General features: G+C 38.9%; 14 protein-coding genes. 4 read left to right on the top strand and 10 right to left on the bottom strand.

The annotated features are described in order from the left end of the window. Window positions 1-909 (bottom strand): 16S rRNA (cytosine(1402)-N(4))-methyltransferase RsmH, encoded by a 909-nt coding sequence (rsmH, locus tag QHT84_RS10325; RefSeq protein WP_283239484.1) that lies wholly within the window; start codon window positions 907-909, stop codon window positions 1-3. After that, entirely contained in the window at window positions 884-1,357 is a 474-nt protein-coding gene (gene mraZ, locus QHT84_RS10320) for a division/cell wall cluster transcriptional repressor MraZ (protein WP_283239483.1), read from the bottom strand. The genes rsmH and mraZ overlap by 26 nt, the downstream gene beginning before the upstream one ends. A gap of 387 nt (window positions 1,358-1,744) precedes the next feature. Here mraZ and QHT84_RS10315 point away from each other — a divergent pair, with 387 nt between their 5' ends. Both QHT84_RS10315 and yihA read left to right on the top strand, forming a co-directional pair. Next, window positions 1,745-2,509 carry an alpha/beta fold hydrolase gene (locus tag QHT84_RS10315; RefSeq protein ID WP_283239482.1) on the top strand — a complete coding sequence of 255 codons (765 nt, stop codon included), beginning with the start codon at window positions 1,745-1,747 and terminating at the stop codon, window positions 2,507-2,509. A gap of 36 nt (window positions 2,510-2,545) precedes the next feature. Continuing rightward, window positions 2,546-3,163, top strand: a complete 618-nt coding sequence (gene yihA, locus QHT84_RS10310; protein WP_283239481.1) for a ribosome biogenesis GTP-binding protein YihA/YsxC — start codon at window positions 2,546-2,548, stop codon at window positions 3,161-3,163. Between the two features lie 24 nt (window positions 3,164-3,187). Here yihA and gldC read toward each other — a convergent pair whose 3' ends face one another. Together gldC and gldB are read right to left on the bottom strand one after the other, a co-directional pair. After that, window positions 3,188-3,523, bottom strand: a complete 336-nt coding sequence (gene gldC, locus QHT84_RS10305; protein WP_283239480.1) for a gliding motility protein GldC — start codon at window positions 3,521-3,523, stop codon at window positions 3,188-3,190. Beyond that, entirely contained in the window at window positions 3,516-4,478 is a 963-nt protein-coding gene (gene gldB, locus QHT84_RS10300; protein WP_283239552.1) for a gliding motility lipoprotein GldB, read from the bottom strand. Before gldB ends, gldC begins: the two co-directional genes overlap by 8 nt. Before the next feature lie 96 nt (window positions 4,479-4,574). On the opposite strand from gldB, the gene nadE reads away from it, so the two are divergent. Next, the gene (gene nadE, locus QHT84_RS10295) at window positions 4,575-5,381 is read left to right on the top strand and encodes an NAD(+) synthase (RefSeq protein ID WP_283239479.1); all 807 of its coding nucleotides are present in this window, start codon (window positions 4,575-4,577) and stop codon (window positions 5,379-5,381) included. Between the two features lie 83 nt (window positions 5,382-5,464). Then, window positions 5,465-6,094 carry a response regulator transcription factor gene (locus QHT84_RS10290; protein WP_283239478.1) on the top strand — a complete coding sequence of 210 codons (630 nt, stop codon included), beginning with the start codon at window positions 5,465-5,467 and terminating at the stop codon, window positions 6,092-6,094. 33 nt (window positions 6,095-6,127) lie between these two features. On the opposite strand, the gene dnaG is transcribed toward QHT84_RS10290, so the two are convergent. From dnaG to QHT84_RS10260, 6 genes are all read right to left on the bottom strand, one after another. Further along, window positions 6,128-8,107, bottom strand: coding sequence for a DNA primase (gene dnaG / locus QHT84_RS10285; RefSeq protein ID WP_283239477.1), 1,980 nt, complete (start codon window positions 8,105-8,107; stop codon window positions 6,128-6,130). Window positions 8,108-8,256: 149 nt separating this feature from the next. Continuing rightward, window positions 8,257-9,279: a hypothetical protein gene (locus tag QHT84_RS10280; RefSeq protein ID WP_283239476.1), complete on the bottom strand. Its 1,023-nt coding sequence runs from the start codon at window positions 9,277-9,279 to the stop codon at window positions 8,257-8,259. A gap of 58 nt (window positions 9,280-9,337) precedes the next feature. Next, window positions 9,338-9,712 carry a hypothetical protein gene (locus QHT84_RS10275; RefSeq protein WP_283239475.1) on the bottom strand — a complete coding sequence of 125 codons (375 nt, stop codon included), beginning with the start codon at window positions 9,710-9,712 and terminating at the stop codon, window positions 9,338-9,340. A 37-nt stretch (window positions 9,713-9,749) separates the two neighbouring features. Next, a complete protein-coding gene (locus QHT84_RS10270; protein WP_283239474.1) occupies window positions 9,750-10,505 on the bottom strand; it encodes a hypothetical protein in 756 nt (251 codons plus the stop codon). Next, window positions 10,486-11,046, bottom strand: coding sequence for an RNA polymerase sigma factor (locus tag QHT84_RS10265; protein WP_283239473.1), 561 nt, complete (start codon window positions 11,044-11,046; stop codon window positions 10,486-10,488). Before QHT84_RS10265 ends, QHT84_RS10270 begins: the two co-directional genes overlap by 20 nt. Window positions 11,047-11,185: 139 nt before the next feature. Beyond that, complete coding sequence (locus QHT84_RS10260; protein WP_283239551.1) at window positions 11,186-12,166, bottom strand: polyprenyl synthetase family protein; 981 nt, start codon at window positions 12,164-12,166, stop codon at window positions 11,186-11,188. Window positions 12,167-12,266 lie beyond the last annotated feature (100 nt).

Raw genomic sequence — 12,266 nt, 5'->3', positions numbered from 1 at the left:
CTAGATTTTTTCCGCTATACGTAATTTGGCACTGCGTGCTCTGTTGTTTACTTTAATTTCTTCTTCGGTTGGAACTATCAGCTTTTCAACCAATTTAAAAGGCACCGAATAATTCCCGAAAAAATCACGCTCCGGCTCGCCTTCGAAAAGTCCGTTTTTCATAAAACGCTTCACCAATCGGTCTTCCAAAGAATGATACGAGATGACACTCAATCGGCCTCCCGGATTTAGAACCTCTAAACTTTGCTCTAAAAACGCTTTCAGCGCTTCCATCTCTTGGTTTACCTCGATGCGAATGGCTTGGTATATTTGCGCCAACACTTTGTTCTTTACTTTTTCGGGCAAGTATTTCGCCAAGACTTTTTTGAGTTCATCGGTAGTATGGATGGCTTTTTTTTTCCGGGCTTCTACAATAGTTCTGGCCAAAGCGGGTGCTGATTTCAATTCGCCGTAGTCCGAAAAAACTCTGCGCAATTCAGCATCATCATACTCATTAATCACTTTATACGCATCCAACTCATTTCTTTTGCTCATTCGCATATCCAAATCGGCATCAAACCGAGTCGAAAACCCTCTTTCCGGCACATCAAACTGATGCGAGGAAACGCCTAAATCAGCCAATATGCCATCTACTTTTTTCACCCCGTGAAATCGTAAAAATCGTTTGAGGTATCTGAAATTTTCATGAATCAGCGTAAAACGCTCATCCGGCAATGCATTCGCCAAGGCATCTTCATCCTGATCAAAAGCAAACAACTTTCCATTGACTCCCAACCGCTTCAGGATTTCTTTGGAATGACCTCCGCCACCGAAAGTCACATCAACATAAACCCCATCGGGTTTTATATTCAACCCATCTACTGTTTCGGTCAACAAAACCGGATTATGATAGTCCATCGCCGTCATCATTTACATTACCCATTACGTCCTCTGCCAAATCTGCAAAATCAATATCATCACCGGCTATTGATTTCTCATACAAGTCTTTATCCCAAATCTCCACAATATTCACTGCCGATGACAGCACTATGTCTTTTGAAATTTGACCAAAAACCATTAAATCTTTCGGAATCAACAACCGTCCTAAATCATCCACTTCAACGATTTTTACACCAGCCGTAAAGCGACGGATGAAATCGTTGTTTTTCTTCACAAACCGATTCAGTTTATTGATTTTTTGCATCATCAAATTCCATTCAGCCATCGGATACAACTCTAAGCACGCCTGAAATACAGAACGTTTCAAAACGAACCCATCCTGCAGAGATCCAGCCAATTGCTTCTTCAATGCCGCTGGAATCATGAGCCTTCCTTTGGCATCAACTTTACATTCATATGTTCCGATGATTGAATTCAATTGCTTTTCATTTGATAATGAGCAAAAATATAAAAATAATTACCACATTTTACCACAAAATACCACTTTGTTGATAAGTTTTACCACTTTTTAACTCGGTCTGCAAAAAACAAGAAACACAGCATTTTGGATTTCTTTAACAAATAGTTAGCAAAACAGAATTTACGTCGAAAAAAACACATAAAAACCTCATTTTAAATAACTTTATTGCATAAAATCTATTTTATTAACACCCTTGGCTTGTTAATTCAACTCACTCTTTTTTGGCTTGCTCCGGAGAACATATTGTTAATGAAAACAAGTCTTTACGGTAAATATTGATGATGTAAAGCATTTTTAGGTATAAAATCATATATTTGCTCCCGAGGCAAAAAGTCAAAAAAATACATGGAAGGAAATTTTAAAAAAGAAGGCCGTTATTCCTATTTTGAAGTTGGCGAAGGCACGCCGATTGTGGTATTGCACGGATTAATGGGTGGTTTAAGTAATTTTAGCGGTGTGGCCAATTATTTTTCAGACAAAGGATATAAAATTGTCATTCCCGAACTTCCGATTTACACGCAAAACATACTAAAAACGAACGTAAAAGCGTTTGCCAAATACGTTAAAGACTTTATTACCTTTAAAGGATTTGACCGTGTAATTTTGTTAGGCAACTCACTGGGCGGACATATTGCCTTATACCATTCTAAAATGTACCCTGAAAAAGTAGCCGGTTTGGTAATTACCGGAAGTTCTGGTCTTTACGAAAGTGCTATGGGCGACAGTTACCCGAAACGTGGTGATTATGAATACATCAAGAAAAAAGCAGAAGCTGTTTTTTATGACCCGAAAGTAGCCACAAAAGAGATTGTTGACGAAGTCTTTGCTGTGGTTAATGATCGTATTAAAGTTTTAAAAACCTTGACCATCGCCAAGAGCGCCATTCGTCATAACATGGCTAAAGATTTACCCAAGATGCATGTTAAAACCTGTATTATTTGGGGAAAAAATGACCAAGTGACGCCACCCGAAGTTGCGGAAGAGTTTCACAAACTGATGCCGAATTCTTCTTTGTACTGGATTGACAAATGCGGTCACGCCGCGATGATGGAGCATCCAGACGAATTTAACCGCTTGTTACACGAATGGTTGAAAGAAGTTCATTTATAAACAAAAGTCCGTTTCGGACTTTTTTATTTTAATACCATGAAAATTACTTCCGCCGAATTTATCGTCAGCAATTCTGACGCCGACAAATGCCCGAAAGAACCACTTCCGGAATATGCGTTTATTGGCCGTTCCAATGTTGGGAAATCATCTTTAATTAACATGTTGACGGACCGCAAAAGCTTGGCTAAAACTTCGGGTAAACCGGGAAAAACGCAACTTATTAATCATTTTAAAATCAATCAGAATTGGTTTTTGGTCGATTTACCGGGGTATGGTTACGCCAAAGTATCCAAAAAAACCAAAGAGACTTTTCAAAAATTCATTACCGATTATTTTGAAAAAAGAGCCCAATTGGTTTGCGCTTTTGTGCTGATTGACATTCGCTTGGAAGCACAGAAAATAGACTTGGAATTTATTAATTATTTGGGCGAAATTGAAGTGCCGTTTTGCATCATTTTCACCAAAGCCGACAAAATCAGTCGCGGTAAAATTGACGGACATGTAGCCGCTTACCGCAAAGCATTGTTGGCCAATAATTGGGAAGAAATGCCGCAGTACTTTGTCACTTCGTCTTTAGAAGCGACCGGCAGAGATCAACTTTTAGAGTTCATTGACGGTATTAACGATGAGGTTTTTAAGAACAACACCCTATAAAAGGAGCGGCCTTAACCGCTCTTCTTATTGTTTTAATTCCATTTTCTCGGCAAAAAAATCGCAAAAATCGCGCATGGTCTCGGCCATTTTTTCATCGGCAGTAGCTCTTTGAAACGTATCGGCCATAGCGGTCAGCGTTTGATGAAAGAATTTTTTCATTTCATCCACCGGCATATCTTTGGTCCACAAATCAATCCGAAGTGTTTCCTGGGCATTACTATCCCAAATGGACAACAACATCGCTTTGGCTTCTTCTTGGTTAACACCACCGTCTTGGGCAGTCCAAGTCAGTCTTTCGGGGATGCGGTTTTCGTCTAATTCAACATTGAATTTTATTTCGGAACGGATGGTTTTACTCATTTTTCTTAGGTTTGTATTTTGATTTTTCGAAGATTTGGCGGGCATCGGTTTTAAGCATATCCTGCAAGCTTACTTCGTTATTTTCCATGTACGATTTTACAATTTGCCAGCCAATCCATTGACCTACTCTTCCCGGCGACTCGTTATCTATTTCCAAATAAAATTTTGAAAAGGGAGCCAAATTGATAAAGCGATTGGACAATTTTGAATCGGTGCTGAACAATAAATTTTCATCAATAAAATAGCGCCACATATAACTCTCATTCTCTTGACACCATATTATTTGTTCAGGCAAGTATCCTATTTTTTCGGCATCAGTATAATTGGGCAACATCAAGTCTTTCAAGTACAACTCTTTGCCGTAATAAATCATTTCACCCAACAAATCCTTCTCCGTTGGCGGCGGAATTTTTCGCATAGCAAAACTCGACACAATATCGGGCATCATTTGACGCGCTTCAAAGTTTTGCTTGATGTACTCGGGAAATGTATAAAATTTGACTTCTTTTCCCAGATATAACTCCAAAGCAATAATCAGTTTATCGTTGGCATAAATGGCTTTGTTATTATAATCCATTTCGGCTATGACCGTATAAATCTCGGGCATGACCGTTTCGGGAAAATAATATTTGAAATGCTTAAACAAGTCTTCAATCTCTGTGGTTTGTTTGCTAAAATCCGGATACTTTCGCTGCACTTCGGTATACAAATCACGCCAGTCTTTGTTTTGCATCTTCTCAATCCACACCGCATCCGGCGTGCCTTCGGGAAAGAAAAAAGGATATTCTGCTTTTAAGTTAGGGAGTTCTTGTGGCGAAGCTTCAAAAAAAGCTTTGTCAAACCGGTGTACTTTGAGTGAAACGGGAATTTCTTCCACAGCTTTTTCCACCTTGGATTTTTGGTCACAAGAAACCAATAAAAAGACCATCATTACTATTGTGAAATACTTTTTTATCATAAGGATTTAATATCAGAAAAAAGACAGCGAAAAGTTTGTGTTTCTTTACATTTGCAAATATACATTTCAGTTTCTAAAAACTTTCATAAAAAAATGGCTAAAAAAAGTACAATTAAGGTAGGGGAAACTAATACCCACATTGTTACATGGTTGAAAGAATATGCTGCAAAAGCGAAAGTGAATGGTTTTGTTGTAGGAATATCCGGCGGCGTTGACTCGGCGGTAACCTCAACCTTGTGTGCCCAAACCGGCTTGATGACCTTGTGCGTGGAAATGCCGATACATCAAGATCCGACTCAAGTAAGCAGGGGTCGCGAACATATCAAACAGTTGCAGCAGCGATTTCCAAATGTGCTACATGCGGAAGCCGATTTGACAGCCACTTTTGAAACGTTCAAAAAGAATGTTCCTGTGACCGATAATGAGGCCAAATTGCATTTGTCTTTAGCCAATACCAGAGCTCGATTGCGCATGACCACCTTATACTATTTTGCCGGGATTCACGGATTATTAGTGGCAGGAACGGGAAACAAAGTGGAAGATTTCGGCGTTGGGTTTTACACCAAATACGGCGATGGCGGCGTTGATTTGAGTCCGATTGCCGATTTAATGAAAAGTGATGTATATGCTTTGGGTGCTTATTTAGAAATCCCGATGTCGATACAAAAAGCGGCACCAACCGATGGTTTGTTTGGTGATTCGAGAACCGATGAAGACCAGTTAGGTGCCAGTTATGACGAATTGGAATGGGCCATGTTGGAGGCTGAAAAGAATAAAAAAAGCACTGATTTTTCGGGAAGAGAAAAAGAAGTCTTCGATATCTACACCCGATTGCATTCGGCAAATCAACATAAGATGAATCCGATACCGGTTTGTTTGGTTCCGGAACAATATAAATAAGATAAATATTATTAACATTTTTACAATATTATTTTTTAACTTTACACTAAATTTCTATTAATTTTTTATCAAATACCACAATTATGATAAATGTATGTATTGCTGATAACTTTCCGGTCGTACATTTCGGAATAAAGGCTTATTTCAAGGATCATCCCGAAATAAGTATTGTTTCGAACGTAGGAAATTTTTTCATGGTGCCTGATGCTTTAAGAAACAAAGAGATTGATGTTTTAGTCATCGACTTAGAGCTTGACGGACTTAAGAGTATTTATGAACTTAAGTCAATCATCCGAAATTTCCCCAAGACCAAAGTTGTTGTGTTCAGCAGTCTGTCTGAGCACATCTATGCACCCAATGCCATCAAAGCCGGTTGTGCCGGGTATGTTCACAAGTCTTCGAAACTTGAAAATTTAGGTATAAACATTGTCAAAGTACACCAAGGACAAATTATCCTAAATGAAGAAATCAAGCGTAACTTGGCGCTTATCGCTAAACAAAACAAATCGGAGCGTTTGTATCGCAAGCTATCCAACCGTGAAATCGAGGTGCTGCGTTTCCTCAGCGACGGTAAGAAAAACAATGAGATTGCCAAAATTTTGGCACTGAATGAAAAAACCATCAGTACGTACAAGCTTCGTTTGTTAACGAAACTCAACGTGACCAACTTGGTTGATTTAGTAAACAAAGCCAAAACCTTGGAAATCGTTTAAAAAACAAAACCCTCGAAAATTTCGGGGGTTTTTTTATAGGTATGTTGAGCGGATGCGGCCTATTTTGTTGGTAAGGCTGACTTTCAACTTATTGTAATCGTTAATGGTTGTTTTGATTTCTTCCAAATCGTCTGGTATTTCGCTGTTGAACTGCTGCATCAAATCGGAAATAAGCCTGTTAATCAAATACTCTCGAAGCGAAATGATAATCTCCGAAACATACTGACTCACATTATGTGATTTGGTTTTTACATAAATGTGCTTGGCTTCCCAGTTGTGCAATAATTCTTTCTCCTCTGACATCAAAATATCGGTTACTATTTGAGCATGTTCGGGCGACAATTGCATCAAGTACTGCTCAATAGAAAACGCTTCTGTTTGATTGTAGTAATTGATTAAATCGGTATAAATTTGATAAAATACCGGATTAGCCAATTCGACTTCATCTTCTTGCAGACTCAAAAAGATACGCTGAAAAACCTTAACTGTACGGGTTTCCTTTTCTTCAATCATTTCCCCTTCTTCATTAGCCTTCAGGATATAATCATCAAAATCGGCTTCCAACGAACCATATAGTAACAAGATTTCAATAATCTTTCTTTCGAGCTCGTAGATAATATCAATTTTTTCCTGCGGCGTATGTACTTCGCTTTTGACAACTTCAAACGCTTTTTGCTGCTCTTGTTTGAGTTTCTTGCCCGCTTCCGTAATGTCTTTCTGCACCAATTGGGCCAAGGTATTGAGCAAAACCTGCTCGGAAATATCCATAATACGCGCCGTTTCCTGAATGTAGATTTCGCGTTTGATGCGGTCGGGGATTTTGGAAATACTCACCACCATATCCCGAATCAAATCGGCTTTCTTAATCGGGTCGTTTTGCGCTTCGTTCATCAACAACGATGCCTTGAACTGAATGAAATCTTTGGCATTGCTCTCTAAATACAAGACCAAATCTTCAAACGAATTTTTACGGGCAAAACTATCGGGATCATCGCCATCGGGAAACGTACACACTTTAACATTCATACCTTCTTCCAAAATCAAATCGATTCCGCGAATGGATGCGCGCAAACCGGCGGCGTCGCCATCAAACAATACCGTAATATTTTTGGTCAAACGGTTGATTAATCGAATTTGATCGGGTGTTAACGCGGTACCGGATGACGCTACCACATTCTCAATACCGGCTTGGTGCAACTGAATCACATCGGTATAGCCTTCGACCAAATAACAGTTGTTTTGCTTGGCGATGGCTTGCTTGGCATGGAAAATCCCGTACAATACTTTACTCTTGTGGTAAATATCACTTTCGGGTGAATTAAGGTATTTGGCTGCCTTTTTATCGTTGGTTAAAATTCTGCCGCCAAAACCCAACACACGTCCGGACAAGCTTTGGATGGGAAACATCACTCTGCCTTTGAAACGATCAAACTTTTTGTCGTCTTTCACTATGGTCAACCCTGTTTTTTCCAAGAACTCCAATTGGTAGCCTTTGGCTAAAGCCTCTGTGGTAAAGGCATCCCAAGTCTCGGGCGAATAGCCTAAGCCAAATTTCGCAATCGTTTCATTGGTAAAACCTCTTTCTTTAAAATAAGTCAAGCCTATCGCCTTACCTTCCTCGGTATGCAAAAGGGTATCGTGAAAATAGCTTTTAGCGAATTCCGAAACCAAATACAAGCTTTCTTTTTCGTTGGCTTCTAATTTATCTTCTTGGGATTGCTCGGTTTCTTCAATTTCGATATTGTATTTCTTGGCCAAATACCGAATGGCTTCCGGATAGGTAAAATGCTCGTGTTCCATTAAGAAAGTCACCACACTTCCGCCTTTTCCGGAGCTGAAATCTTTCCATATTTGCTTTACCGGTGATACCATAAAAGACGGTGAGCGCTCGTCCGAAAACGGGCTCAATCCTTTAAAATTACTCCCGGCACGCTTGAGCTGAACGAAATCACCTATGACTTCTTCCACACGTGCGGTTTCAAATACTCGGTCTATGGTTTCACGGCTAATCAAAATTCAGTGTAAAAGAGTTACAGTTTGAGGGTTTAAAGTTACAATAAAAAAAGTGTTCCCAAAACGGAAACACTTTTTCGAAGTATAATCTAACCCTACCCGAGGCGCAGCCGAACTGGATGGAGCGCAGCGGAATAAAATAAATTCCTTTAATTCAAATCGAAGCGAATACCTAAGGAAATGTTGTTTTGCTTGATGGCGTTGTCTTGGAACATCGGATTCAAATCGTATTTCAAATACAAACTGGTTTCTTTGTACCCGATATAGGTGCTGACTCCGTAAATAAAATCGTTAACATTAAAATCCCCTTTCTCTTTTACAGAATAGTCATGCCCGTCAAGTTCGTAACAGTATTTTTGTTTCGATTTTACGCGGAATCCGGCATAACCGCCAATTCCGAAGCGAACACTCTCATGCGTTCTGAAAATCTTTTTTCCGTCTTTGGATTTGGATTTGGTAAAGTCGAATTCCAAATGTACCGGTAAGGTTACAAATACGTTTCGCAAACGAGAATCTTTCAAATTCACCGGACTGGTTTCCAAATTGGTTTGGTTACCATTGACTACAAACAAACGGTTATCAGTAGGACGCAAATTATTATACATAACCGACAAACCGTATTTTAAGTGCAATAAATTGTCATTTTTAAACAAACGGGTATTTGATGTAAATCCCCATTCGTAAAAATGTGATCCCCAATATCTGAAATCGGAATTGGCCACACTGCCATCGGTTACCAAGTTATTCACTCCGGCGGCAAAAACAAATTGCGATGTCGTTCTGCGCTCACCTCTGTTTTTTCGGATAGAATCATTTTTGATGATGATGGAAATGTAATTGTTTTTAGACTGCTTGATTTTACCGTCTACTTTTTGTTTCACCAATTCTTTAAGTTCGTCTTGAGCCTGACCTACTCGGGTTTCGATATTTTTAGAACGAATTTCGGCAAATTGCAACTTCTTCTCGTCGGCCTGATCTTTAGTAATGGTTCCGGCTTCCAATTCTTTGTTTACCGATTCGATTTCGGTTTTTAAAGCGGCTTTTTCTTCTTTGGTAATATTTTCTATTTTATCGGCTATGGCTCTGGCCTTAGCTTCAAAGGTTTCTTGTGCCGAAAGCTTTCCGGCCAAGAGACTAAGTAATAATGATGCGTAAATGATAAAATTTTTCATGATGATTAAAATTTAAAATTATGCCTGCTTTCTACAGGTGTTTATGGAGAATTGCTATTTATTTTTCGGAGAGTTGAACGATTAAATTCGTTTGCTTCTCGCCGGTCACTTTTACAATATATCTTTGATTTTGTGCCATCGAAAAGACTAATGGGTTCTTCTCATTCTTTTTAATTTTTTTGGACATAACCAAGTGATTGTATTGGTCGGTAACCGAAACGGTTACATTACCCTCGAGTTTGAGGCTGAAATTTAGGTCGACTTCCATGTCTTCGTGAGCCAAAATTTCAAATTGGCGATTTTCAGCGTTGTCATTCGTGAGTTCGGAAACATCGCTAAACAAGGGTTTGATTTCGATGGCGCTTTGACCTTGCATTTTGGACACAGGACATAAAGCGAACACCATTACTGTGATTAAGAGTAAGTGTTTCATGATTTTTGATTTTTGATTGATGATGATTAATGGATGATTATTCGTTGTTTCTGTTGGCCAGAGCCACTTTGATTTCCTGATAATTTTTGTTGATTTTGGTAAATACTTTTTCCCGGAACGAATGCTCTACTTCACCGTCCACTTGTGAAAGTAAACTTTTGGCATCCACTTTCAGATTTGATTTTTGGTTGGCCGTTGCCTTCGCCGATTTGTCCAAATCGGCTAACAAACTTTCGTCAGATTTGCTGTTGATTTCTTTTTTTCCGACAACAATCTCTTTGGTATCCATGATTTTAGGCAACTCTTTTTGGGCTACATCGGAGGAATTTTGAAACTCGATTGATTTCTCCCGATTGATAATTGGATTTTGATTGTTTGCTGATTGATTGTTGATTGAAACCCCTTCTTTTTTGATGGTCAGTTGTCGGTTGTCGGTTGTCGGTTGGACTTCCGAAGTAGCTACAACACCATTTTGTTTTTGACTTTCTAATAGTGGTGATTGAAAACTTTCTGTTTTGTTTTGAATACTATCAATTTTAGTTTCTGTGCCCACTACTGGGTTAGTGGTGTTAATTTCGGAACCGTTTTGATTGAACAAAAACGTACCAAGTGTTGCGAATACCAAAATGCTCGCAGCAATAAATAAAAAGCCAAAAGGTTTTCTTGTTTTTTTTTCTTCGGCCACCGAAAGCATCGCATCCAAACGGTCCCAAGCCTGAGCCGAAGGTTGAATTTCTCTGGCGTTCAGTTTTTCTCTGAACTGTTTTTCTATTTTATTCGGTTCCATTTTCATAATTTTTTAATTTATTGATATTGTCCTGCAGCATTTTTCGGGCATGCGACAATTGCGATTTGGAAGTGCCTTCGCTGATGCCCAACATCGCGGCAATTTCCTGATGTTTGAATCCTTCGATGGCGTATAAGTTGAAAATCATTTTGTACCCTTCCGGCAAACTGTCTATTAAAAACTGAATGTCATCGACGGAGAACTGACTTTCGATATTGTTATGTCGTTCTTCAAAAAAAGTTTCGTCTTCAATAAACTTGACTTTTTTATCAGCTCTGATAAACGAAATGCATTCGTTTACCATGATTCGGCGAATCCAACCTTCAAAACTGCCTTTGTGTTCAAAATTTTTCAAACTGGTAAACACTTTCATAAAAGCGGTAATCATAATGTCTTCCGCCTGATGCACATCTTTGATATACTGACGACAAACACTCAACATTTTCGGTGCGAATTTGGAATAAATCTGATGCTGTGCGTGACGATTATGGTCGACGGCCAGCTCGATTAATTCTTTTTCATCCTTATGTAAGTTGATTACCTTCAAAACCTATGGGTTAGTGTTTCTATGAGCATAGACGAATGTCGTTGCGAAATGGTTGCATGATGATGTGAAAAATTTTCGATTTAAAAATCTGAAAACGAAAAAACCCTTTAAATACAAGGGTTTCCAAAGCAAAAAAATATTATTTTTTTCTTTCAATCACGTAATTCACCATGAGTGAAAGGGCATTTTTATAGTCGGATTGGGGAAAATTGTCGAGGATTTGGAGGGCTTCTTGTTGGAATTGCATCATTTTTTGTTCGGCATAATGCAAACCGTTTTTGTCTTTTACAAATTGGATGACTTCCTTAACGCGCTTTTTGTCTTTGTTGTGATTTTTAATCGAATTGATACACCAACTTTTTTCAGAATCGGTACAATGGTTTAACGCATAAATCAAAGGCAAGGTCATCTTTTGTTCTTTGATGTCAATCCCGGTAGGTTTGCCGATGGCATCATCGGTATAATCGAACAAATCGTCTTTAATTTGGAAAGCCATTCCGATGAGTTCGCCAAATTTTCGCATTGCTTCCACCTGAACATCATCATCAGAAACCGATTTGGCACCCAAAGCACAACAAGAGGCAATTAAAGTTGCCGTCTTTTTGCGGATGATTTCGTAATACACTTCTTCGATAATATCCAATCGGCGGGCTTTTTCAATTTGAAGCAATTCGCCTTCACTCATTTCGCGCACTGCAACCGATATGATGCGAAGCAAATCAAAATCACCGTGGTCAATGGAAAGCAGTAAGCCTTTAGACAACAAATAATCACCCACTAAAACGGCAATCTTGTTTTTCCATAAGGCATTGATCGAAAAAAATCCGCGACGGCGGTTGCTGTCGTCAACTACGTCGTCGTGAACCAATGTAGCGGTATGAATTAATTCGATAACCGAAGCGCCACGATACGTCCGTTCGTTAACCCGGTTGGTTTCGGAAAGCATTTTGGCGACCAAAAAAACAAACATCGGACGCATCTGTTTCCCTTTCCGGTTTACGATATAATAGGTAATTCTGTTTAACAACGCCACTTTGGAAGTCATCGATTCGTAGAACTTTTTCTCGAAAAGTTCCATTTCTTCCTGAATCGGTTTTTTTATTTGTGACGTAATATTCATCGCTTTCAAAGATACGACAATGAATCGTTTCAAAAAAAATTTTACTTTCGATTAAACCTTTGCATTCCTATTAACTCTAATTTAAGAAACCATAAAAAAA

It is taken from the genome of Flavobacterium sedimenticola (assembly GCF_030053345.1).
GTDB lineage: Bacteria > Bacteroidota > Bacteroidia > Flavobacteriales > Flavobacteriaceae > Flavobacterium > Flavobacterium sedimenticola.
The sequence above is the reverse complement of the archived record's forward strand: the minus strand, read 5'-3'. Positions and strand labels throughout refer to the sequence as shown.